The sequence below is a fragment of the Paenibacillus sp. YPG26 genome (genome assembly GCF_023704175.1).
Classification (GTDB): domain Bacteria; phylum Bacillota; class Bacilli; order Paenibacillales; family Paenibacillaceae; genus Fontibacillus.
The window spans coordinates 3,410,001-3,434,384 of sequence record NZ_CP084530.1; the positions used below are offsets into that span (position 1 = coordinate 3,410,001).

The 24,384-nt window shown below is 50.9% G+C and carries 15 protein-coding genes (1 of these 15 cut by a window edge); 3 read left to right on the forward strand and 12 right to left on the reverse strand.

Annotated features, from left to right (window positions below):
• The 3 genes from ligA to pcrB form a co-directional block, all read right to left on the reverse strand.
• Positions 1 to 231, reverse strand: partial view of an NAD-dependent DNA ligase LigA gene (ligA, locus tag LDO05_RS16255; protein WP_251376351.1) — the beginning only. The gene continues 1,782 nt to the left of window position 1, outside the view; 231 of the gene's 2,013 nt are visible here — the first part of the coding sequence; the start codon lies at positions 229 to 231; the stop codon falls past the left edge of the window.
• Positions 232 to 367: 136 nt separating this feature from the next.
• On the reverse strand, positions 368 to 2,695 hold the full coding sequence (pcrA, locus tag LDO05_RS16260; protein WP_481856998.1) for a DNA helicase PcrA: 2,328 nt from the start codon (positions 2,693 to 2,695) through the stop codon (positions 368 to 370).
• Positions 2,696 to 3,176: 481 nt separating this feature from the next.
• Positions 3,177 to 3,872: a heptaprenylglyceryl phosphate synthase gene (gene pcrB / locus LDO05_RS16265; RefSeq protein WP_481856999.1), complete on the reverse strand. Its 696-nt coding sequence runs from the start codon at positions 3,870 to 3,872 to the stop codon at positions 3,177 to 3,179.
• A gap of 344 nt (positions 3,873 to 4,216) precedes the next feature.
• On the opposite strand from pcrB, the gene LDO05_RS16270 reads away from it, so the two are divergent.
• Entirely contained in the window at positions 4,217 to 4,435 is a 219-nt protein-coding gene (locus LDO05_RS16270) for an XRE family transcriptional regulator (RefSeq protein WP_251376353.1), read from the forward strand.
• A gap of 41 nt (positions 4,436 to 4,476) precedes the next feature.
• On the opposite strand, the gene LDO05_RS16275 is transcribed toward LDO05_RS16270, so the two are convergent.
• The 8 genes from LDO05_RS16275 to uvrB form a co-directional block, all read right to left on the reverse strand.
• Positions 4,477 to 5,205 (reverse strand): VCBS repeat-containing protein, encoded by a 729-nt coding sequence (locus tag LDO05_RS16275; RefSeq protein ID WP_251376354.1) that lies wholly within the window; start codon positions 5,203 to 5,205, stop codon positions 4,477 to 4,479.
• Between the two features lie 413 nt (positions 5,206 to 5,618).
• Positions 5,619 to 8,132, reverse strand: a complete 2,514-nt coding sequence (locus tag LDO05_RS16280) for a U32 family peptidase (protein WP_251376355.1) — start codon at positions 8,130 to 8,132, stop codon at positions 5,619 to 5,621.
• Positions 8,133 to 8,436: 304 nt separating this feature from the next.
• Positions 8,437 to 11,292, reverse strand: coding sequence for an S-layer homology domain-containing protein (locus LDO05_RS16285; protein WP_251376356.1), 2,856 nt, complete (start codon positions 11,290 to 11,292; stop codon positions 8,437 to 8,439).
• Between the two features lie 245 nt (positions 11,293 to 11,537).
• On the reverse strand, positions 11,538 to 13,436 hold the full coding sequence (locus tag LDO05_RS16290) for a copper amine oxidase N-terminal domain-containing protein (RefSeq protein WP_251376357.1): 1,899 nt from the start codon (positions 13,434 to 13,436) through the stop codon (positions 11,538 to 11,540).
• A 94-nt stretch (positions 13,437 to 13,530) separates the two neighbouring features.
• Positions 13,531 to 14,679: a S1C family serine protease gene (locus LDO05_RS16295; RefSeq protein WP_251376358.1), complete on the reverse strand. Its 1,149-nt coding sequence runs from the start codon at positions 14,677 to 14,679 to the stop codon at positions 13,531 to 13,533.
• A 239-nt stretch (positions 14,680 to 14,918) separates the two neighbouring features.
• Positions 14,919 to 15,134 carry a DUF2759 family protein gene (locus LDO05_RS16300; RefSeq protein ID WP_251376359.1) on the reverse strand — a complete coding sequence of 72 codons (216 nt, stop codon included), beginning with the start codon at positions 15,132 to 15,134 and terminating at the stop codon, positions 14,919 to 14,921.
• A 266-nt stretch (positions 15,135 to 15,400) separates the two neighbouring features.
• The gene (gene uvrA, locus LDO05_RS16305) at positions 15,401 to 18,271 is read right to left on the reverse strand and encodes an excinuclease ABC subunit UvrA (protein WP_251376360.1); all 2,871 of its coding nucleotides are present in this window, start codon (positions 18,269 to 18,271) and stop codon (positions 15,401 to 15,403) included.
• A gap of 59 nt (positions 18,272 to 18,330) precedes the next feature.
• Entirely contained in the window at positions 18,331 to 20,322 is a 1,992-nt protein-coding gene (uvrB, locus tag LDO05_RS16310) for an excinuclease ABC subunit UvrB (protein WP_251376361.1), read from the reverse strand.
• Positions 20,323 to 20,598: 276 nt separating this feature from the next.
• On the opposite strand from uvrB, the gene LDO05_RS16315 reads away from it, so the two are divergent.
• Together LDO05_RS16315 and LDO05_RS16320 are read left to right on the forward strand one after the other, a co-directional pair.
• A complete protein-coding gene (locus tag LDO05_RS16315) occupies positions 20,599 to 21,384 on the forward strand; it encodes a flagellar motor protein (RefSeq protein WP_251376362.1) in 786 nt (261 codons plus the stop codon).
• Positions 21,381 to 22,202 carry a flagellar motor protein MotB gene (locus tag LDO05_RS16320; protein ID WP_251376363.1) on the forward strand — a complete coding sequence of 274 codons (822 nt, stop codon included), beginning with the start codon at positions 21,381 to 21,383 and terminating at the stop codon, positions 22,200 to 22,202. The genes LDO05_RS16315 and LDO05_RS16320 overlap by 4 nt, the downstream gene beginning before the upstream one ends.
• 791 nt (positions 22,203 to 22,993) lie before the next feature.
• On the opposite strand, the gene LDO05_RS16325 is transcribed toward LDO05_RS16320, so the two are convergent.
• Positions 22,994 to 24,346 carry a PDZ domain-containing protein gene (locus LDO05_RS16325; RefSeq protein WP_251376364.1) on the reverse strand — a complete coding sequence of 451 codons (1,353 nt, stop codon included), beginning with the start codon at positions 24,344 to 24,346 and terminating at the stop codon, positions 22,994 to 22,996.
• Positions 24,347 to 24,384: the final 38 nt, after the last annotated feature.

Sequence of the window (24,384 nt, forward strand, 5' to 3'; positions counted from 1 at the left end):
GAGGGGGGTTAAGTGACGATGCGGTTTGAAGCCTTTCAGCAATTCGCCTCCCACCCGCTGGGTAGGGGAATCGGGCAGTGTCACTCCGGTCTCCGCCTCAAGCGCCACTAGCTTGTCATAGAGGACGTCATATTCCTTGTCGCTGACTAGTGGATTATCCAGCGTGTAGTAGTGATAGTTATACTTATTCAGCTCCTCCACAAGCTGCTCCATTGAATGCATTGGATCCATGCAGGGCACCCTCCCATAACGATTGATAAATATATGTATATACGGCTATTGGACACTGGTGACCAGAATCACCCGCCGCCCAATAGCACGCCTCTCATGTCAAAAACACTGTTACATAGCTGTTACGGTATAGACTCTATTCGGCTTCCACCTTCGTAATCGGCGCAAATCCAGCAAGCAGACGCTTCACGCCTACAGGAGCTGGAAAAGCAATCTGGAGCTCCATATCATTGCCAGAGCCTTTGACAGCCACAATGGTGCCGGTGCCCCACTTGCCATGAGCCACTTTGTCGCCTGCCTTGAAGTCTCCGGAGCCCGCTGCTCCGGTAGGCTTAGCCTGTACCGCGCCAGGCGCACCTGTCGTGACCGTTACCCGGGACGCAGTTGGCGCTGCCTTCGCCGTGCTGCCCTCCGTCCGGCGGCCAAAGTTGCCGCCTCCACCGCTGCCGCCAAATCCACGGCCTCCGTAGGCGCCGCCTACATTAGCCCCGCGGCGATAACGGTCACGTGCAATGTCTGTATCTTCCTTGTACTGGTCGGGAATTTCATTCAGGAAGCGTGATGGCGCATTGGCCGTGGTCCGGCCGAACAAGGTCCGCATCTGAGCACAGCTCAGGAAGAGCTGCTCTTCCGCACGTGTAATTCCTACGTAAGCCAGACGCCGTTCCTCTTCGAGCTCTTCCTCATCCAGGAATGCGCGGCTGTGCGGAAATACGCCTTCTTCCATGCCTATAATGAACACTACCGGGAACTCAAGACCCTTCGCACTGTGCATGGTCATCAGAACAACCGCATCGCTCTGCTCTTCTTCCGAGTCATTCATGCTGTCAATATCGGCGATTAGGGCTAGATCCGTAAGGAAGGAGACGAGAGACTTGTCTTCGTTATTCTTCTCGAACTCCATAGTTACCGACAGGAACTCATCAATATTCTCCAGGCGGGAGCGCGATTCAATCGTATTCTCGTTCTGCAGCTCCAGCCGGTATTGAGTCATCTCCAGCAGCTTCTCGGTAAGCTCCGTAACGGATAAATACTCCACCATCCGGTGAAGACCCGCAATCATGTCGAAGAAATCCACCAGGTTATTACGTGTCCGTCCCGCAAAACCAAGGTCATCCACATATTCCAGCACACGGTAAATGGAAGTTCCGCGCTCTGCCGCAGCTGCAGCCAGCTTCGCCACTGTAGTATCCCCAAGTCCCCGCTTCGGCACATTAATAACCCGGGTCAAGCTGATATCATCGTCCGGATTGGATAGAAGGCGCAGATAGGCCAGAATGTCCTTGATCTCTTTACGATCATAGAACTTGATGCCGCCCACGATTTGATATGGAATGTCCGATTTGATCAGAATTTCCTCGATAACCCGGGACTGGGCATTCGTCCGGTATAGAATCGCATGGTGTCCGTAGCTTTTGTTCATCTTAATGTTCTTATGAATCTCCGAAGCCACGAAATACCCTTCGTCATGCTCGGAATCGCCGCGATATACCTTGATCTTGGCCCCGCCTTCTTTGTCGGTCCACAGCCTCTTCGGCTTCCGGCCAGTGTTCAGGCCAATGACCTCATTGGCCGCGTTCAGGATGTTCGAAGTTGAGCGGTAGTTCTGCTCGAGCAGGATGGTTCTTGCTTCAGGATAGTCCTCTTCAAAGTTGAGGATATTGCTGATATCCGCTCCGCGCCAGCGGTAAATGGACTGGTCGCTATCCCCTACCACGCAGATGCGGTGGTGGCTGTCGGCCAGCATTTTACAGAGCATATACTGGGCCCGGTTCGTATCCTGATACTCATCGACATGAATATATTGAAATTTGCGCTGGTAGAAGTCCAGCACTTCCGGCACCTCTTTGAACAGATCAATCGTCTTCATAATCAGATCATCGAAGTCAAGGGAGTTGTTGTTTCTGAGACGCTTTTGGTACATGGTATACACTTTAGCCACAATACCTTCGAAATAATCTCCAATCTTCTGCTCATACATCTGAGGACTTACCAGCTCATTCTTGGCATTGCTGATCATGGCCTGAACGGCTTTGGGCTCGAACTTCTTCGGATCGACGTTAAGCTCCTTCATACAATTCCGGATGACTGACAGTTGGTCTGTAGAGTCCAGGATCGAGAAATTAGATGTGAATCCAATGCGTTCAATATCCTTGCGCAAAATACGCACACACATGGAGTGGAAGGTGGATACCCAAATGTCACGGCCCTGCGGCCCGACGAGCTTGGAGACCCTTTCCTGCATCTCTCTAGCGGCTTTATTGGTAAAAGTAATAGCCAAAATGCTCCACGGCGCTGCCTTGCGCGTCGCAATCAAGTGCGCAATGCGGTGCGTCAGTACGCGGGTCTTGCCGCTTCCTGCGCCGGCCATAATCAGGAGCGGGCCGTCTGTTGCCAGTGCGGCTTCCTTTTGCTGAGGGTTAAGCTTGTTAATTGCTTGCTCTATGTCAATCATTGTGAACATCCTTTCGGGGGAATCTACCTTCCCAAACCCTCCCTTCCTAAGCATATGCTTCCGGTGTGGTTTTCCCTTGGGAAAACCTTCAGGAGGGCCCCAAGGGCTACGCCCTCTGGACACCCGGAATGGGCGAATGAGAACGGGTACAGGTACTTGGTTAGGCTGGGATTTGGGATCGCTTGCCGTCCCTTGCGAGACCCGCTTGAATTGTGGCGGTATTTTGTTACTGAAAGTCTTTGGGCTGTGAGAACTGCTATATATAAAATGAGATTGTTGTGATTAAGGAACCGCTTGTCGTCCCTGCGGGACACGCTACATTAGGGCGGGACTCGAAGATGATACTTCGGTGGCACTGGGTGTTACTGTGTGCTAGGAGCGCTCTCCCTGCGGAATCCCTTTAGGCTTGTGCAGGGCCCGGGGCGATGCTTGGTTGTTGCTGGGTGTTACTGTGTGCTAGGAGCGCTCTCCCTGCGGGAATCGCTTTAGGCTAGTTATTGTCTTTTATCGCGGATACGGTGGTAAGGGCTTGGGGCAGGTTCGTATAGATGATATTGCCCACGATGATCGTGTCGGCTGCATCTGCGGCCAGGCGCGCTGTCCCAGCATCCGTGATTCCACCGCCGTAGAACAGACGGGACCTCGAAAGGGATCTGCGCACAGTGGAGACCAACTCCATGTCACCAAAGGCTCCGCTATATTCCACATAAACAACCGGAAGGGACATCAGCTTGTCCGCCGTCTGCGCGTATGCCGCGCTTTCGGAGATGGACAGACCGCTAATCGCCCCTGTGATCTTGGCTGCTGTAGACTCCGGATTAAGTATGATATAACCTTCCGGGACAACAAGATCCCAAGGAATTATATACCCATAACGTTCGATGGCCTGCTGATGCCGGCCTATAATCCACTCCGCCCCGCGGGTGTTAAGCACCATAGGTATCATATACAGATCAAACCCTGGGACTACCGCATCCAGCTCCGAGATCTCAAGTACACAAGGAACCTCGTATTGCCGGACACGCGACAGAAGGTCTACGGTATTGTCATAGGTAACCCCGCTGGAGCCGCCGATCATGACGGCATCCGTACCTGACATGCACACCGCCTCCAGATCGTCATCTGAGATGACCTTGTCCGGATCCAGCTTAAATACGTGTCTCCATTCATCTATCATTTGCTTCAAAAAAGATTCCTCCAAAATACATTGATGTACATCATCCACCTCAAAAAACGGAGCATCTGGTTCTGACCGCTCCGCCAACTGAGATTATAAAGAAATAGAGGCAAACTGCTCTACACTGAATCATTTTAAACAGCTTAATTCCAGTCTATGATACCCACGTGTTAGTGTCAATGTTCGTATTTTAGGGGAACAGAAAAAGGATTGAGATCAGTGATATAATTTATTGTAAGTAAATTACCGGAGGACCAATTGAATAGTAACCAGAAAGCTGTGAACCAATAAAGTATATCCACACACTTAGTGGACACCCTTAAATATTATCTTACGCGGGAGGTCATGATTTCTTGAAATTTGAACTTGGACGCTGCTTGCTGAATGAACGATTAATGGAAGCCGGGAAGTCCGCGGAATGGCTGGCCAGAGAACTGCTTTTCAAGCCCGAGCGAGTGTATGACTATATAGAAAACAAAAGAGTAATGCCACTCAAAGTTGCAATATCAGCTGCCGATACTATCGGTTGTGATGTACGCGCCTTGTATGAATTAATTCCGAACCAAGCATGAAGTATGGAGTGGGGGGGATTGATGACCTTCGTCATATCGGATTATCCAAGAAAAGAAAACCACTGCTGCGTGAGCTCCCAGGAGCTCCCATTCCACTTGAGCAAATTAGTGATATAACCGAAACGGTCTGCATGATAAAGTCCGCTAACCCCTTGAAGTGCCATTAGCTCATAAGTTCCGTCACGCTCCAGATCAATCGGGTAAAGGCCGCTGAGCGGGTCTACAAAGCCTTGAACCGGCTTTTTGAGGGTACCATCCGGATTGTAGATCTGGTCCAAATATTCCTTGCCCCGAGATGAGATATCCACGGTATATGTTGTACCGGAATGCGGGCTATTCACTTGAAGCCTGTAGAAGTCCAAATAATCTACGGTATAACTCCACTGCTTATTGTACTGCTCGGAGTCGAACAACAGCCGCGGCTGTCCCCCCGTGAACGTGTAGACATAATCAAAGGTGATCGCACCTGAACCTCCCGAATCTATGCGCACCAGTACATCGGAGGTATTGTCCCCGGTAAAATCCCCCAAAAACAATGTAGGCTGATAACCTGCATTGTTGCGAAGCGGAACCCGGTATGTCTGCTGGTCTCCCCAACTGTGGACAATTAAGGTAATATCCGTAATATAAGGGCTCCCCGCATCCCCCGGCTGCCCGGTAAGAGTTACTGTATCCGGCACCCCATCTCCTGTTACATCTCCAATCTTGCGATCTAGGACCTGCACTGCTCCAACTCGTCGTATATCATACCCTGCAGGATAATTTATCATTGTCAGTTCTCCTTGTAATTCTATTTCAAGCAGTATATGACCCGACATTGGGCGGGGTGAGTGGGCACATCTAGGGCAGGACCCTTAAATCCGGGAAGGGCAGGCAGGAATACGAGAAATAAGAAGGCTTCCGGGCATGGAAAGTGAATGAACTTGAAAAGTGAATGAATGCGGAATGGGAACGAATACAGAATGTGAAAAGTGGACGGTGGAGTGTGGTAAGCAGAGGTATGTTTGAGTGGAGTGTGAAAAAAAGAGTATAGAATGAAGAGTAAGGTAAGCAGAGTAAGGTAAGCGGGTATGGAATCACGGGTTCGAGTTGAAATGCAATATCAAAAGGGCCGCCCCTTGAAAAGGGCGGCCCTGACTTTGTGATTGGAGACAGAAGCACGCTGTCTCTCTAGTCCGTTATTTTATTTCACCAGCTGTCCACGGGTAACCCCGAGCTGGTTCGTCGCTTTAAGCTGCTTCCATACCTGCGTTCCACTGATCTCTCCCCGCAGCGCACGGGTATACAAATCAATGACTTCGAGCACCTGCTCTGGTGTCTCTTCGAGGAACTCTACCCGGTAGCTGGGCACTCCCGATTCGAGGAAGTGGTTCAAATATTCCGCGCCAGACTGCTCGATCGCATTATACACGGTATTCCGGCAGCCTTCGTCTACTCGTACCGGGTGAGACATGCCGATCCGGTCCTGAAGGGAAGCACGGTGATCTTCACATGGCCGTCCGCAGTTCGTAAAGTCCGTACCCTCACTCATGAAGGTACAGTACACGCAGTGCTCCGTATGGAACATCGGCAGATGCTGATGAATCACGATCTCCATTTCCGAAGTACGGCTCTTGCCGAGCAGATCAACCATCTGCTGAATGTTCAGGTCATAGGAAGGAGTTACCGTATCGATTCCCGCTTCCAGGAACAATTCGACCGCTTTATGGTTGGCAATGTTGAGCGAGAAGTCCCCAATCAGCTTAGGCTGCGGCGCCAAAGGATTCTCCAGCCGGTTGCGCAGGTAGAAATACAGCGCACCCGTGTTGCGTACCAACACCGCGTCCGGTTGAAGACGCAGGATGTTGTTATGGTATCCGTTCTCGCCAGGCATATGAATGCGCGGTGTTGCCAGCGCGATCTGCTTGCCTGCTGCACGAGCGGCGTCTACCGCTGCCGGGAACTGCTTGATAAATTCAAAGTCGGCATAGATCATGTCGACGCCGGTCTTCAGCGCAGCCTGCACCTGATCCAGGCTGCGGCACAGCGCGGTCAGCTTCGCCTGACCGCGAGGGATCGGCTGCGCGGACTTCACCGCGTCGCCGTAGATCTCGACCGCCCGCTTCACATACACGGGCGGCTTGGGACGCTCGCCGGCAAGCTGCTCCACCGCACGGCGGCGGATGCTGTTCAGCTCGCGCATAGGCACGATCACGTCGCCATGCAGTTCCGTGTCCAGCTCTTCGAGCTGGAACACCGTGCCGCCAAGGCGGCCGAACTGCTCTTCCAGCAGTTCATGGTCCATCGGACGCTTTTGCGCCACTTCAAGCTCCATCTCGGAATCCACCCGCACTGTAGTCCCCTTCTGGACATCGGTCCAGAAAGTCACAAGCGGCTGACCGGGATGTCCAATTGCCCGAACACGCACCGGGAACACCCGGTATGGCTTCTCCGTCTCATACGTCTGACGCATCCGCTTATCCAGAGCCGGGTCGCTCGTCTTCCAGATCCGGTCGCCCACATGCAGCTTGCGCAGATCTACGTCATTACGGCCAGGAATGATGTCGATAACCCAGCCTTCGCCAGCTTCCCCTTCGATCTTCACGCCTTTACGTCGCAGATCGTAGACGCGTCCGCCCTCTTCCTTCTTGGTCGGGTCTCCGGCATCAAATACAATCCCGTCCCCACGCTTCACCGGAGCATCCAGGCGGCAGACGACGCCATCCCTTAGAATCTGCTCCACCCGGCCGAGATATACGCCGCGGCTCTTGGGAAAAGTCCCCTCTACAAGCTGCTTATTATTCGTACCCTCTAAGAATCCATGAGTGAACCCACGCGAGAAGCTCTGCTGCAGCTCACGGATTTCCTCCTTGGATATACGCTCTTCATTACCATCAAAATATAGATCAATCGCTTTGCGGTATTTGCTGACCACATTGGCCACATACTCCGGACTCTTCATCCGTCCTTCAATCTTGAAGGAAGTTACGCCTGCCTCGATCAGCTCCGGCATGATGTCAACCGCAGCCAGATCTTTGGGAGACAGAAGATAGGCTACATCGCCCATCGGCTTCATCTCGCCATCGACCATCAGGTCGTAAGGCAGGCGGCAGGCCTGAGCACACTCACCACGGTTCGCCGAGCGTCCGCCCCACATTTCCGAGGTCAGGCACTGGCCTGAATAGGACACACAGAGTGCTCCGTGAACAAATACCTCCATCGGCAGCTTGGCCTGTTCGCCAATCTTCTGAATCTGCTTCAGGTTATTCTCGCGGCCGAGCACCACGCGCTCCATATTGAAGGGTTTGGTGAACTCGACGGCTTCCGGAGAAGTGATCGTCATTTGTGTTGAACCGTGAATCGGGAAGTCTGGAGAGATCTCACGGATCATTTTTACCAGGCCCAAATCCTGCACGATCACCGCATCCACACCTGCATCGATACAGGCTTCAATCAGTTCCTTGGCATCGGCTAACTCATTCTCGAACACGAGGATATTGAAGGTTAGGAAGCCTTTGACCCCGTAGCTGTGAAGATAAGCCATAATCTCCGGCAGCTCGGCCATCCGGAAATTATTCGCCCGCGCCCGCGCATTGAACTTCTCCACGCCGAAAAAAATCGCATCTGCCCCATTCGCCACTGCGGCACGCATGCAATCCCAATCCCCAGCGGGTGCCAGCAGCTCCACGTCTTGTCTTGTTAATGCTGTACTGCTCATCTATGTCCTCCTGGATCGGCTAACCGATCAGATATATTTGAAGTATAACCTTGTAATCTCGTCGTAATTCCGTCAACGTCAGTGTAACTAATATAGTTTATCAGAAATCGGGGGAATGCTCTAGTGGAAAGAAAAAGAGCTGGCGATATGAGCATAGAAACCCTTCAAAAGTGATGATGTTCATGCTACCCGTTATTTTTATCTTCCCCACAAAAAACTCCCCCTACAGCCACAGGTTCACCTAACATTCACCTGTCCACCGTAAGGGGAGCATATCACATCTAGCAGTTCTATTTAATTGGGTTTAGTTTTGTGAGAGACCTAGGTAAACTTTCATAGTTTCAACTGTAGGCACCTTAACTGCTTCAAACGTTACATCGATCGATTTCCCCGTGTTATCTACTACTTTAAGAACAACTTTACTAATCGATGTACTTTGCTGTGCTACAACAGCAGATACTAGAGTATTTTTCTGTTCATCTCTCCAGTTACTGCCTGCAAGGTAGCCGCCGCCATCCTTTTGTTGCCAAGTATACTCTTTATTTTCAAAAATTATCTTTGTCACAGGGCTATTAGGAGTATCGTGCCCAAATGCTCCAACATATCTTGCGAAGGTGTTCATGACGTAGGAGTCGATCGCGTAGGCTACTGCATCCTTTTTCTGGCCGTCAGCCCCTGTAACTTGACCATTCTCTACTACCAGTTTATCAAAGATACCTTTGATTCCAGCAGCAACACTCGCTGTCACACCATCTTTACCGAAGTCTGCCGTTACGGTAGTTCCTGCTGCAGTTAACTCTTTGATATCCAACCAGTTTGTTGCCGTACCACTGTAACTGTACTGTGTCGCTGTTGCTAAATACTCTGTAAGAGCTGGATGTAAAATAACATCCATAGCTGATTTTGCAGGAACAGCAGCTGCCTTAAATGTTACGTTGATGGAATTCTCATCTTTATCGACAACTTTAAGAGCTACTTCACGAATTGAGCTGTTCTGGTTAGCTACTACTGCGGACACTAGAGTTTTCCCATCTGCATCTTTCCAGTTACTACCCGCTAGGTAGCCGCTGCCTACTCCATTCTTTTCTTGCCAAGTATACTCTTTACCATTAAATACTACCTTCTCGATCGGGCTAGCCGTATCATGTCCGAACGCCCCTACGTATCTAGCGAACGTATTCATTACGTAGGAATCAATCGCGTAGACTACTGCATCCTTTTTCTGGCCGTCTGCTCCTGTAATTTGACCATTCTCGTCTGTTACCAGTTTATCAAAAATACCTTTGATTCCAGCTGTAACACCATCTTTACTGAAATCAGCTGTTACGGTAGCCCCTGCCACGGACAACTCTTTGATATCCAACCAGTTCGTTGCAGTACCATAATCGTGCTGAGATGCTGTTTCTAGATACTTTGTTAGAGCTGCCACTGCATCATCAATTACTTTTTGAACCGCACTAACCCGGCCTTCAAGCCCTGTCTTTGCTGTTCCCGCTGGCAAGGCATCTACCAGTTTCTTTGCTGCGTCTACATCCGCTTGAGCTTTGCTTTCCTCAGCCTGTACTACCGCTGCAGTTGCATCTTGTACTGCCTTTTCTGCTGCCGCTGCTGCATCAATTGCTTTTTGAACCGCACTAACCCGGCCTTCCAGCCCTGTCTTTGCTGTTCCCGCTGGCAATGCATCTACCAATTTCTTGGCTGCGTCTACATCCGCTTGAGCTTTGCTTTCCTCAGCCTTTTCTACAGCTTTAGTCGCGATTGCTATTGGTGTAGAAGTCTCGCTGCTTCCTCCACCTGTAGATGGCGTTGAAGGGGTAGATACAACAGGAGGTGTGGTTACAGTAACGCTGCCGCCTTGTGTTCCCTCAACATTTGCTGGCTTTTTGTCAAAAGAGGCACCTTTCGCTCCGTCGTTCACCACTGCAGTCTGAACTTGTCCACCGCCAACGACTTTGACTACAGCGTCCAGAACCAGCTTAACGACTTTGGCTTCACTGCTTAGTTCAATGGATGAGCTGCCGGCATTCTTGTCCACGTTAAGATTAGCGATAGAACCTCTTGCCACTTGTACAGACAGAGATGCTGCAAATACTTCGACATCCTCAAACGTACCGTTCAACACTACTTTCGCATTAGCGGGCAGCACTTTGGACAGCTGGACATCGCTGAAGCCTTTACCCGTTGCGCCGCTCTCCTCCAGTTTCACTGAAGTCTGAACAACTACATTCTCAACTTGTGTAGAACCTTCTGCTACGATCCGGACCGTGCCGTCCTTCTTGTCTACCACCACTTTAACGAGAACAGAGTCAACGAAATGAATGGAGTTCTCGCCTCCACCTTGAACGTTGGTAGTTCCGTGGACTGTTACATTTTTGAGAGTTACATCTCCACTGCCGATGCCTTGTCCTAGTGTAAGATTGCCTTTGATCTCGACATTCTGCAAAATAACGCCTGGTGCGGAAATAAGTACGCTGCCCTCAATGACCAGCTTCTGATCTGGTGTTCCATATGTACCTGCTTTATCGTAAGTGGTTGTAACCACTTGTCTATTGCTTAGTGCTGAGTCTATCAGCGTGATTGCCTCAGCTCGTGTAAGTGAACGGGCAGGTCCGATAGTTCCATCCGGGTAACCCTTTAGAATTTTCTTCTCAACAGCGGCAGCCACACTGCCTTTGCTCCATGCTGCTATTTGGCTTACATCGGAGAACTGCTTCAATGCCCCAGCATCACCTTCTTGGAGTCCGAGTACTTTGAATACTACAGCCGCTGCTTCTTCACGGGTAATTGGAGCATTCGGATGAATCGTATTATCTGCGTATCCTGTAATGTAACCCGCCTTCACCGCTTTTGCTACTTCTGTATATGCCCAACTGGATGCGGCCACGTCTGTGAATTTCACATCTGCTGTATCCGTGAATGCAAAAGTACGATTAATAAAAGCAATAAATTCAGCTCTTGTGATAGTCTGGTTCGGCTTAACTGAACCGTCCTTGAATCCATGCAGGCTTCCGTTATCGAGCCATGATTGAATCTGCTTCTCCGCCCAATGTCCAGCGTAATCTTTCTTTGCAGCTGTCTCCGCTGAAGCAGCTCCCAAGGAACTTAGTATCAAGCTCAGACCTAACACACTAGCGACTGCACTACGAGTCTTCTTTCCCATTCTTCATCCTCCTGATTTTGAATTCCTCTGCTAGATAGTTCTTAAGAACCTGATGCATTGTTCCCATTGTATTCCATTGCTTGTAAGGTTTACAGGAATTAATTTACATAACAAAAATAAAACTGGTTGCAAAACCTCTATAGAGATACAAAAGGACCATGAATATCCAAGGATATTATGGCCCTTATGGTAGTATTCGGTTACCTTGTAATAAGTCGTTTGCTTATCGATATTAGCCAAAAGACCTACTTCATCCAGGCAAAAGACTTCACTGCCGTCTCAAGCGCCGCCTTCTGCTCAGGGGTACTGTTCGTATCATTTAAAGTAGTTGTAATCTGGTACACCTGATCGTCACTATCACTAAATAGTATCACTTGCTTGGACTGCGGCACACCCTTGACAGTCTGATGGATGCGGAACACCGTAGCTGGCACACCGGCCAATGTGACATTCTCTATGCCCTGCAGCGAAAAGTCCCGGGTAATCTTCGCAGCTTCGTTAAAATAGTTTTTCAGCTGCCAGACTGCCAGATCCAGATCGCGGGTGCTGCTCGCTTCGAGCTCAAAGCTTCCGCCCGGGAACTGGTATTCAGCCTGGGACTGATCGTAGCGCTCATTTACCGCTGTCCAGTACAGCGGAATGTTCACCGTGTAATGATAGCGATTCGAAGATTTTTTTACAGTTCGGGTAGTATCCAGCAGAAAACGGCGATCCTCCAGCTTGCCAAAAAATTCGGAATTGCCTTCAAAGTCAATATCCAGCGAATCCACAATGTTCTGGAAACGATCTGTCCCTGACCCAAGCTCCTTAGGAGCGGTATAATCAATAAGATACCGGTATCCTCCGTTAATCAGCATCAGCTGCTTCTCTTGATACCAGCCATTCCCGTAAGTATACTCGGCCTGCTGGAGCAGTGCCTTGTCGCCCGAAGCCTCGACCTGAACGGCAGTTCCCCATTTATACGCATCTGGAAGGAAGGTCCGCTTATGCTGGTCCCGCAGCTGACCGGCCCAGCTGTCCAGGGTTAGACCCGCAGGGGCTGAAGCCACATGAATACTCAGGGATTCCCCATTCCTGCCTCTGAACACCCTATCCGAATTGTCCGCGTCCCACTCAACAGGAATTTGCAGAGATAATCCAAAGTCCTCATTATAGGTCTCGACCATTCCGTCCGTAACTGTAGATAGATCTTTGACTGATTTGTCCGAAGAATCGAACCTTGGTTCAAAGGTATCTAACAGAGCATCATACTGCTGCATATCCTTATAGGACTTTGCAGTTCGGGAAGCCAGGTACAAGGTGTATATCCGGCCTCCCCCATAATAAGCCCGCTCCTGCCAGATGGAGTCGTCGTCATCCATAGTTATAATTCTTGCATAAGGATTCCTTGCTTGTTCGAAAGTCTGCTGATCCAGCACGGTCTCCCCGCTGTTACTGGCACTTGTGAGCAGCGTATCGAGCAGGGTATCCATGTCCGCAGTCTCACTCATCTTTGGCCTCGCATAAATCTCCAGATAGTAGGTACCTTCGCTATCGGAAAAGGTAGCCACGCTCTCATCGCTACTGTTCCCAGGGATCAGCCCACTTGGATACTGCATCGACCATCCATAATAACTGTTGCCAATCCGGGTCTTGCCGGTATCTGTATCTATACCTTCATTATCGGCGGGCTCTGCGCCTTCCTCAGTCTTCAGCCGGACCACAATCTGTCCGCCTTCTCCTGTACTCACCGAAGCCCCTATGCTGCTTGCGATAATCCGAAGAGGGGCCATAAATGTATTATTAAGCATGGCTGGAGCAGCTTCGGATCTGATCTTGCGCCCATCTACCCAGATTACAGGACTGCCGAGCGTGAGAGAGATACTGTGCTTGCCCTTTAGAATTTTAACCGTGTTACCGTCCCCAAGCTTGATATCGGCCCCGAACGCTTTCTTGAATATACTGAGCGGGACCATGGTGACACCATGCGTCTGATATGGCTGAATAATGGTCTGCGCGGAACCGTTGATCTCCGCGTTCTTGCTGCCTACTTTAATGCGAAGCTCCTGTACCTCAGCAGCATATGCCACATTATGTATACCAGAGGTTACTAAAGTTAGGGCCAAGCTAAGAAGGAGGATACTTGTTTTTTGAAATCGTCTCATATAAAAATTCAACCTCTTCCCCTCGGAATCTAGATAAGCTCAGCAATATGATTACTCTAAGACTTGATCGATCCTGTCATCTAAACCCGCTAAGTTAGGCCTCATCGCCCTCACTTCCGGTATCTGTAGACAAGCCTGTATCCTTGGAAAGGACCAGCTTGCGGGTCACAATATCGCCACCCGACTCCAGCCAAAGGGTCACGGTCTGCCCCGGAATAAATGACTTGAGCAGCTCATTCAGATCCACGATGGATGAAATTTTCTTCCCGTTCACTCGATAAAGCACATCACCCGCCTGAAGGCCTGCTTTCTGAGCCTCCGGGGAATTCACCTTGGTGATGGTCAAGGGGTCATCTCCTGGCAGCCCCACTAGGGAGGGCCAGCTTTCCTCCAGGCTCACACCAAGTGAAGGCCGATTGACCTCTCCATACTTGAACAGCTGTCTTACCACATACTGTACGGTCTCAGTCGGTATAGAGAACCCCATATTCTCAACGCCCACCGCTTCAAACTTCATGGAATTGATCCCTATGACCTCGCCCTTCATATTTAGAAGCGGTCCGCCGCTGTTGCCCGGATTAATGGCTGTATCTGTCTGGATCAGCCGATATGCCGCATTCACAGCCCGATTGAGTCCGCTGACAATCCCCTGCGTTGCTGAATTACGAAGCGAGAAGGAGATCGGCGTTCCTAGAGCAATCACCTTCTCGCCGACCAGCACATTTTGCGAAGATACAGCGAATTTGGCGGGCTGAAGGTTTTTAGCATTTATTTTGATCAGCGCAATATCACTGACCTCATCTTCGTAAGACTCTGCGATACTGTAAGATTTCCCATCCGAAGTGACAACAAGAGCATTCGTCAGCCCCTGTACCACATGGGTATTTGTCACGATCCACCCATCGGACCTGTAGATGACTCCTGTGCCGTGGGCAAGATTGTATCTGTTGTCCCCTTGATTCTTGCTGCCCGCATTCGCGGCTCTCCCAATAATGCCTACGACGGATGGGGACACCTTCTTAATGATCTGAGGAATGATATCATTTGGCGTGCTTGTTTCTCCTGTGGCCTTAGACTTGGATGCCTCAGTCTTCGCCGTAGACTTGATCTTCACCGCGACTGTAGATGCGCTCTCCTTCAGAGAGCCCTTGGTGTTACTCTCTGCCGATACACTCAGACTACCGCTCAATCCGATTGCGGTGCTCAATAGAAGTCCCACAGCCGCCTTGCTCTTAACTCTCATCCTCTCACCGGCCCTCTCTACTAGATAATTCTCTACATTCCATTTCTACTAAATGGGATGTATTGGTAGATTTAATGTATCATAGTTTGATTTCTAATATCACCCATAAAATTAAAAGACACCTTAATCTGCTTGTGACAGACAAGGTGTCTTGAAATTCATAGATATGATGCCAATAAGCCGCTCACGCTCTAAAAATCCGGCTTCGTTAGCCCGCAATGCCCACTAACCGCTAATTCCTAACCGCTGAACCAAGCCTTGATCATGGCAAAGTCGGATGCCAAGAAGACAAGCAAGCTTACAATTCCGAAACCGATTGCAAAAAGATTCTTCTCACGGGCCTTAATCAGGCGGTACACCCCGATCAAGATGAGAACCGTGAACAGCAGCATAAAAATATCAAACATATTAAAGGTTGTTGTTGTTTCTCCTGGCTCGATTGCAAGCAACCACATGCTGGGAACCTCCTCTGAATTCACAAAGTTTACACATCTTCTTATATGTTATATTCACAACAAGACAGATGCAAGAGAAATCACGAAAAAGTTTGTGTTTCCAGCCCTAAATGAAGAGAAGAGGCCCCCATCTTGAGCGAGGCTCTCCATGAACCTGATGAATCCTTTATCAAAGTTCGATTTAGAGAGAGAACGCCTCGCACGCCATAGCAGCCGTCTTCTTATCCATAAGAGGCATGGGTAACTAGTTCTGCTAAAAAGGGAAGCTAGACCGTTGATGCAGCCTGCTCCCGCAGTTCCTCGCTCCGCTTCGTATCTCTCTCAAGTACAGGCTTCAGATATTTACCCGTATAGGATTCCTTGACCTTAATGACTTCTTCGGGAGTACCGGTAGCAATAATGGTACCGCCTCCGCTTCCGCCCTCAGGACCCAGGTCAATCAGATAGTCTGCTGTCTTGATCACATCCAGATTGTGTTCGATAACCAATACGGTCTCTCCTGAATCTACCAGACGGTGGAGCACCTTGAGAAGACGATCTATATCATCCACATGCAATCCTGTTGTCGGCTCATCCAGGATATACATGGTCTTGCCTGTACTGCGGCGATACAGCTCAGAGGCCAGCTTCACCCGCTGGGCCTCACCACCGGAGAGCGTCGTAGCCGGTTGACCCATGGTTACATATCCAAGCCCTACATCCAGGATCGTCTGCAGCTTGCGATGAATCTTGGGAATGTTCTGGAAGAACTCAGTCGCATCCTCCACAGTCATCTCCAGAACGTCCGCGATACTCTTGTCCTTATATTTCACTTCCAGAGTCTCCCGGTTATAGCGCTTGCCCTTGCAAATCTCACATGGAACATAGACATCAGGAAGGAAGTGCATCTCAATCTTGATAATTCCGTCCCCGCGGCAGGCCTCGCAGCGGCCGCCCTTAATATTGAAGCTAAAGCGCCCCTTCTTGTATCCGCGGATCTTCGCCTCATTGGTCTGGGAGAACAGGTCACGAATATCGTCGAAGACGCCTGTATACGTCGCCGGATTGGAACGGGGCGTGCGTCCGATAGGAGACTGGTCAATATCAACCACCTTCTCCACATGCTCAAGGCCTTTCATTTCCCGGTATTGCCCCGGGCGGACCTTCGCCCGATTCAGATCACGCGCCAGTGTCTTGTAGAGAATCTCGTTAACCAATGTGGACTTGCCTGAACCGGACACTCCGGTGACCGCAGAGAATACCCCGATCGGAATCTTCACGTTCAGATTCTTCAGATTGTTCTCCTTGGCTCCGCGAATCTCGATCCATCTTCCATCCGGCTTGCGGCGCTCAGCACTCACAGGAATGAATCTTCGTCCGCTCAAATACTGTCCTGTAAGGGAGTTGGGATCTTCCATAACTTCCTTCGGCGTACCTTGGGAGACGACACTTCCTCCGTGGATTCCCGCCCCTGGGCCGATATCAATAATATAATCGGAGGCCAGCATCGTATCTTCATCGTGCTCAACCACGATCAGCGTATTACCAAGATCACGCATATGCTTCAAGGTCTCAATCAGACGGTCATTGTCCCGCTGATGCAGTCCGATACTAGGCTCATCCAGAATATAGAGCACGCCCATGAGACTCGAACCAATCTGCGTTGCCAGACGGATACGCTGTGCTTCCCCGCCGGATAACGTGCCTGCCGCACGGCTCATCGTCAAGTAATCCAGACCCACGTTGACCAGGAAGCCAAGACGGCTGTTAATTTCCTTCAGGATCATATTCGCAATCGTCTGTTCTTTCTCGCTCAGCTTCAGCTCTTTGAAGAAGTTCATGGCTTCGCCAATCGACAACGACGTGACATAGGCCATGTTCTGCCCGGCGATCGTCACGGCAAGGCTCTCTTTCTTCAGACGCTGCCCCTTGCAGGTACCGCACGGCTTAGCACCCATGAATCCTTCAATGAATTCGCGAATGCCATCGGAGGCCGTCTCCCGGTATCGGCGTTCGAGATTAGGCACAATGCCTTCGAAAGTAACATAGGCTTCCTTGCTCTGGCCAAAGTCATTCTGGTAGCGGAATTTGATCCGCTGTGAACCCGTACCGTAGAGCAGCTTGTCCATCTGGTCCTTGGTGAGCTCCGACACCGGCACGTCCTGCGGGATCCGGTAGTGCTCCGCAACAGACTTCAGATACTGGGGATAGTAATTGGACGTGCTGCCGGCCCAGGCTTCAAATGCCCCGCCCTCAATGCTCTTACGGGTATCCGGAACCAGCAGCTCCGGATCAATAACCATCTTGGCTCCCAGACCATCACATTCCGGGCAGGCGCCGAATGGACTGTTGAACGAGAACATCCGAGGAGCCAGCTCCTCGATGCTGAAGCCGCAGATCGGGCAGGCAAAATTCGAGCTGAATCTCAGCTCCTCCTGACCGATAATATCAACCAGAAGCTGTCCGCCGGACATCTTGAGCGCAGTCTCAATCGAATCCGCGAGCCGGGATTTCACATCCTCCTTCACCACGATCCGGTCCACAACCACCTCAATTGTGTGCTTCTTGTTCTTCTCAAGCTCAATACTTTCAGAGAGATCGCGCAATTCTCCATTGACCCGCACACGTACGAAGCCCTGCTTGCAGATCTCCGCGAACAAGCTTTTGTGCTCCCCTTTACGACCTGAGATTACCGGGGCCAGAATCTGCAGACGGGTCTTCTCCGGGTACTGCATGATCCGGTCCACCATTTGCTCTATGGTCTGGGAGGTAATCTCCACGCCATGCTCCGGGCAGTGCGGATGCCCGATCCGGGCGAACAAAAGCCGGAGATAGTCGTAAATCTCCGTAACCGTACCAACCGTAGAACGCGGGTTACGGCTTGTCGTCTTCTGGTCAATTGAGATCGCCGGTGACAGACCCTCAATTGAGTCGACATCTGGCTTCTCCATTTGGCCCAGGAATTGTCTTGCGTAAGCAGACAAGGATTCCACATAACGACGCTGGCCTTCCGCGTAGATCGTATCGAAGGCAAGTGAGGACTTCCCCGACCCGCTCAGCCCGGTGAGCACAACGAAACGGTCACGCGGTATTGTAATATCTATATTCTTCAAATTGTGCGCTCTTGCACCCTTAATGACAATGTTCTCTATAGCCATCGTATCATCTCCTTGGAGTTCTTCCCCTTCGGACAGAACTTGGTCCGCTTAAGTCTGTATTACTCTGCCTTCAATTCCAGTATCGCATCGCGAAGCTCTGCGGCTCTCTCGAACTGCAGGTTCTTGGCGGCTTCTTTCATCTCGACTTCCAGGCGGCCGATATAGGCCTGACGGTCTTTCTTCGACATCTTCTGCGCTCCATCGGCCAGATAATCGGCTTTGCCTTCTGCCACCTTGGTTGCCTCTATAATTTCACGAATCTTCTTCTTAATGGTCTGCGGTGTAATACCATGCTTCTCATTGTACGCGATCTGGATGGCACGGCGCCGCTCCGTCTCCTTGATGGCTTTATCCATGGAATCGGTAATCTTGTCCCCATACATCAATACCCGTCCCTCAGAGTTACGCGCAGCACGCCCAATAGTCTGGATCAAGGAACGCTCTGAACGAAGGAACCCTTCCTTATCCGCATCGAGTATAGCGACGAGAGAAACCTCCGGCAGGTCAAGACCTTCCCTGAGCAAGTTGATTCCAACCAGTACGTGGAAGGTGCCCAGACGCAGATCCCTGAGAATCTGCATCCGTTCCAGTGTCTTAATATCCGAATGCAAATATCTAACCTTAATGCCGATCTCCTTGAAGTAGTCAGTCAAGTCTTCGGACATCTTCTTGGTCAGCGTTGTCACAAGAACCCGTTCGTCCTTGGCGATCCGGTCACGGATCTCTCCGATCAGATCATCGATCTGACCTTTCGTCGGACGCACCTCGATGACTGGGTCCAGAAGGCCTGTCGGCCGGATAATCTGCTGTACCATGGTGTCGGTATGCTCAATCTCGTAAGGACCTGGCGTCGCGGATACGTAGATAATCTCCTTGATCTTCTCTTCGAACTCGTCGAATTTGAGCGGACGGTTATCCAGAGCGGACGGAAGACGGAACCCATGGTCCACCAGTACGTTCTTACGCGCCTGGTCTCCGTTGTACATAGCCCGGATCTGCGGCAGCGTCACGTGGGACTCGTCAATTACAACCAGCATATCATCCGGAAAATAATCCAGAAGCGTATACGGCGTTGCCCCGCGCTCACGGAAGGTCAGCGGTCCGGAGTAGTTCTCAATTCCCGAACAGAAGCCAACTTCCTTCATCATTTCAATATCATAGCGTGTCCGCTGTTCCAACCGCTGTGCTTCCAGCAGCTTGCCTTCTGCGCGGAACTTGGCAAGCTGCTCTTCCAGCTCACGTTCAATATTAACCAGCGCAACCCGCATCGTCTCTTCCTGGGTTACAAAGTGAGATGCCGGAAAAATAGCAACATGGTCGCGTTCCCCGATCAATTCACCTGTCAGGACGTCAATTTCGGTAATGCGTTCGATTTCGTCACCGAAGAACTCTACTCTGACAGCCTGTTCCCCTTTGGAAGCAGGGAAAATCTCAATGACATCCCCGCGCACCCGGAAGGTACCCCGGACAAAGTTGATATCATTCCGCTGATACTGGATGTCGACCAGTCTTGCCAGAATCTGATTTCTCGGTTTCTCCATCCCTACACGCAGAGAGAGCAGCAAATTTCTATACTCTATCGGTGAGCCGAGACCGTAAATACACGATACACTGGCCACAATGATCACATCACGCCGCTCGAACAGGGAACTGGTAGCCGAGTGGCGGAGTTTATCAATCTCCTCGTTGATGCTCGAATCTTTCTCAATGTAGGTGTCGGAAGAAGGGATATAGGCTTCAGGCTGGTAATAGTCGTAGTAGCTTACGAAATAATCAACGGAGTTGTTCGGGAAAAAGTCTTTGAACTCACTTGCCAGCTGGGCAGCGAGCGTCTTGTTGTGGGCAATGACAAGCGTTGGACGGCCAAGCTTCGCAATAGTATGCGCGATGGTGAAGGTCTTCCCGGTTCCCGTAGCCCCCAGCAGTGTCTGGTGCTTCTTGCCGTTTCTGATGCCCTCTACCAGCTCTCCAATCGCGGCAGGCTGATCTCCTTGAGGAGTATAGTCGGAGATAAGCTCGAATTTCTGATTACTGACAACAATATCACTCATTGTCCAACATCACCCTTATCGTCTAAAATAGTATTCTGTACCCATTTATACTTGCGACCTTTATGCTAAGTTCATATATAGCTTACGAAATATGTCGATTTCTATAGAAAAGAGGCGTAAACGCCTCATTATTTATATTACCCTTATCTACGATGTCTAATATAATCAGGGCAATCCTTTGTATTCCATGAATAAGAATGCCTGTTCCCCTCATATTATACCTTTTTCATGAAATGCTTGCAATGGAGAGTCCGAACTAGGAGTGAAATGAACCTCATGGATATTACTACAGTTGTTGGGATTATACTCGGATTAATCGCCATCGTCGGCGGCTTTATCTGGGAAGGCGGACAATTCACGGGTCTGATGCAAATCACCGCAGCTTTAATTGTCTTCGGAGGAACCTTGGCAGCCGTGCTGATCAGCTTCCCCGCTTCCAAGCTAAAGACGATTCCTTATGGCCTGGCTCTTGCATTCAAGTCTCGAACCCACGATCATGAACAAATTATCGAGGATATCGTATCCATGGCTGTCACGGCGCGCCGCTCCGGCGTTCTCGCCCTGGAGAGACAGGCTGCCCAGCACGAGGATCCTTTCCTGCAGGAAGGGATGCAACTCGTTGTAGACGGAACCGATCAGCACCTGATCAAGCAAATTATGGAGTTCGAGATTGATGCCGCGGAGAACCGTTACAACAGCTATGCAAAAATCTTTGAAACGGCTGGCGGCTATGCCCCGACCATGGGAATCATCGGTACCGTGATGGGCCTTATCCACGTGCTGGGGAGTCTGACGGAGCCAACGATGCTTGGTCCGTCTATCGCGCTGGCTTTTACCGCAACGCTCTATGGGGTTGCAAGTGCCAACCTTATTTTTCTGCCCATTGCCACCAAAATCAAAACCCGCGGCGAGGATGAAATTGCTCGCATGGAGATGCTGCTGCATGGAATTCTGGCGGTGCAGAACGGGGACCATCACCTTCTAGTCCGCAAGAAGCTGGAATCCTTCACATTCAAGGGACCTAAGCGCGCGGTCATGCAGCCCGAGGAGGGCGCAGAATGAGGCAGCGTCTGAACAGGCGGACACGGCAAGAAGCCAGTGACTCCAAGGACCGGTGGATGATTACCTATGCGGATCTGATCACCCTGCTGCTCATTTTCTTCATCATCATGTATGCCATGAGCCGGCTTGATGTTGAGAAATATGCGATCGTTAACGAATCGCTGCAGCTCACGTTCAAGAGTGGGGACTCTCTGCTTGAGAAAGGTTCTGGAATTACGGGTTCGGCTGACAAGTACCCCTCCAAGAACCCTGCACCCACCGCACCGGGAACGGATAATAGCAACGCTAACCAGGACGGGAACTCCGGAAGCACCAAGCCGCTTACCGACCGGGAGCAGGCCTTCCGGGAGCAGGAGGAGCAGCTGCAAAGTCTTATGAAGGTGATCCAGGAATATATCAAGAGCAATAACCTGGAGGATCAGATATTTGTGGCCGATCTGGCCAAAGGCATCACGATCACGCTCAGCGACCGCTTTCTCTTCGACGTCGGCAAAGCCGAGCTGAAAGCAGGCTCTTCCGAAGCGCTGGACAAGCTGGCCAGCCTGTTCCGCAAGCTGGATACGGTGATCGGTATCGAAGGTCATACAGATAATCAGCCGGTCGGCCGGGGTTCACGCTATAAGGATAACTGGGAGTTATCGGGTGCGCGGGCTCTGTCGGTGCTGCGATATTTCGTCGGTACCGCCAAGCTGAATGCTGCGGAGTTCCAGTATGCCGGATATGCGGATACCCGCCCGGCCGGGGACAACTCAACCCAGCAGGGCAGACAGAAGAACCGGCGCGTGGAGATTACGGTGCTGAGACAGCTGCAAAAGTAATGGGAAAGGCCGCAGAGCATACTTGCTTCTGCGGCCTTTTCGTGATGCATAGGGGAGCGGGTTCAGAGCCGGCTTCGCAGCGGCTCTGGTGTTGAGGCAGATGGATGTCATTACGTGGAACTGCCCGGCTTACGATCGCTGTTATCCCCGGATTTCCTCATTGTATCTAACCCTGTTCAGGGGTGAAATCCGTGGATCAAGGCGAACGCTTACGCTTCTTCAGCCCGGGCATCTCCCCTCCATGACCAAATCTGCCTCTCCTGAGTAGAAACTTCGCTCGGAGGCGACTTTTTCGCCTCCCACTAGACACCCCAAGGCCGCAGAAAGACCATGCTCTGCGGCTATAGGGCGGGGCTGGCGAGCTCAGAGCCGGCCGTGCTGCGGATCTGGTAGAAAAAAAGAACATGCAGCTTGGCATGTTCTTTCACATGAGATTTAATTGGCATCAAGGGGGAGCTCGATTCCCTTTGATGCTTAACTTTTGACAATAAAGAGATTATAAATTCTTCCTTTGTGGCTTAACCTCTGGAATCAAAGGGAATATAGCTTCTTCTTCCTTAAGTCGTAACTGATAACAACAAGAGGGCATCATCAATAACTCTCTCATTAGAGTCTAGAACTACTTATAACAGGAGGGGCTTGAGTCCTCCTCTTAACACCAACTATAGACTTTAAGAGAACCATAGATCTTTACTTAAATTAGTTACAGACTTCTGAAAAGGCAGCTGAATCGCTGCTTTTGAATCCAGAACTGCCCCGGCAGGCGGTCAGTATGTATACGCACATACAACTTACCTGTCCAATGTGCTGCCTTCGGCTGACTTTTGGCTCCCTATCGTTGCTTCCTTGGTTGCTCCCTTAGGTGTTCCCTTAGGAGCTCCATTGCGCCCTCCTATCCCCCGGCGCGGTGACAGCAGCTCAAGCAGCGACAGCGGCTTGAGCCTCAGAGCCACGGAAGCATTATCGTCCGGCGCGAGGATGACCCCCAGCTGGTGATGGTCCCCGGCGTAGATTGCCCTCTGGAGGAACTTGCTCTCCCCTTGCTCATTCAATACTTCAAGCTTGCAGAAGGCGGGGTTCATTCGCAGCCCCGAATGCAGGGCTTCCTTCGTATTCACTGGTGACCCGTTCACTTTGTAAATAACTTCCCCCACCTTGATCCCAAGCTCCTCGGCTGGACTGCCTGGCAGCACGGCAAGCACCTTGAGTCCCCGCTGCGGATGAACGAAGAATGGACTTCGATTCTGCTCCTCGAACCGGCTGTACCATACGAGCAGCTCATGAAGCCCAAATGCAGCCAGCGCGGCCACTATGGTCAGGGGACTCCACCATCCCGAGAGCATCGCCAGTCCTAGCAGCGCTATGGCATAGACCAGCAAGCGGCTCGAAGTTAGCCGGGCTTTATTCTTGGGCAAGGTGCTGACCGTCATCTCACTAAAGCCGATGACAACCGGCAGAGCCATCAGACTGAAGCCGCCCTGCCATGCATCCCCGCCGAAGAATGGCGTCCATGGCAGCAGACTGCCTGTCGTCTGTGCCGGAATAAGCAGGAACAGCGGCACGGGCCAGAAGCTCTTCATCTGGTAACCACCGACTACTTTTCCCCGCTTGCCTTCGTAGAACAGTGGTCCGGCAAATGCCGCCCCCTGCCATCTGACCAGCAGCGCCTCTGCGAGATGCAGCAGGGCCACAAGAGCAAGAAGCGAAGGAATATTCAGCTCCCGAATGGCAATAAGGACCTCTTGTCCGAATCCGGCCAGTTCGAAATCCGGGAACCAGCTCAGGATGAACTGAATCACACCAAGCAGGCCAACCGAATAGGCGAAACACAAGTAACGCACACGAAAGAATAGCAGTATAATCGAAATCGCCCATATAAGAATCACACCATTAAAAGTAAGCGTGGTCCCCAGGAATGCCGATACCAGCGACACCATAATCCCGGCCAGCAGCCCGCCGAGTACGGTACTCCACGTCTGACGCCCCCAACTGTGAAGCCGGATATGGAATAGCTTACGTTCAAGATGCACCTGTCTTCGGTATTGAAGCATAATTAGAATAATCGAAATATAATAAAACGGCTGCGCAAGGAACTGCACCAGGGCATCCGACAGCCTCCATACCCATTCAAGCACGATCTCCAAGTCATCTTCACTCTCCTCTGCTTCATACTGGATGTAGA

What these genes read in the sequence shown, in the direction of transcription:
- pcrA (WP_481856998.1), bottom strand. Translation starts at nt 2,695, where the DNA reads ATGTTCACAATGATTGACATAGAGCAAGCAATTAACAAGCTTAACCCT.
- LDO05_RS16275 (WP_251376354.1), bottom strand. Translation starts at nt 5,205, where the DNA reads ATGATAAATTATCCTGCAGGGTATGATATACGACGAGTTGGAGCAGTG.
- LDO05_RS16280 (WP_251376355.1), bottom strand. Translation starts at nt 8,132, where the DNA reads ATGAGCAGTACAGCATTAACAAGACAAGACGTGGAGCTGCTGGCACCC.
- LDO05_RS16285 (WP_251376356.1), bottom strand. Translation starts at nt 11,292, where the DNA reads ATGGGAAAGAAGACTCGTAGTGCAGTCGCTAGTGTGTTAGGTCTGAGC.
- LDO05_RS16290 (WP_251376357.1), bottom strand. Translation starts at nt 13,436, where the DNA reads ATGAGACGATTTCAAAAAACAAGTATCCTCCTTCTTAGCTTGGCCCTA.
- LDO05_RS16295 (WP_251376358.1), bottom strand. Translation starts at nt 14,679, where the DNA reads ATGAGAGTTAAGAGCAAGGCGGCTGTGGGACTTCTATTGAGCACCGCA.
- LDO05_RS16300 (WP_251376359.1), bottom strand. Translation starts at nt 15,134, where the DNA reads ATGTGGTTGCTTGCAATCGAGCCAGGAGAAACAACAACAACCTTTAAT.
- uvrA (WP_251376360.1), bottom strand. Translation starts at nt 18,271, where the DNA reads ATGGCTATAGAGAACATTGTCATTAAGGGTGCAAGAGCGCACAATTTG.
- uvrB (WP_251376361.1), bottom strand. Translation starts at nt 20,322, where the DNA reads ATGAGTGATATTGTTGTCAGTAATCAGAAATTCGAGCTTATCTCCGAC.
- LDO05_RS16315 (WP_251376362.1), top strand. Translation starts at nt 20,599, where the DNA reads ATGGATATTACTACAGTTGTTGGGATTATACTCGGATTAATCGCCATC.
- LDO05_RS16320 (WP_251376363.1), top strand. Translation starts at nt 21,381, where the DNA reads ATGAGGCAGCGTCTGAACAGGCGGACACGGCAAGAAGCCAGTGACTCC.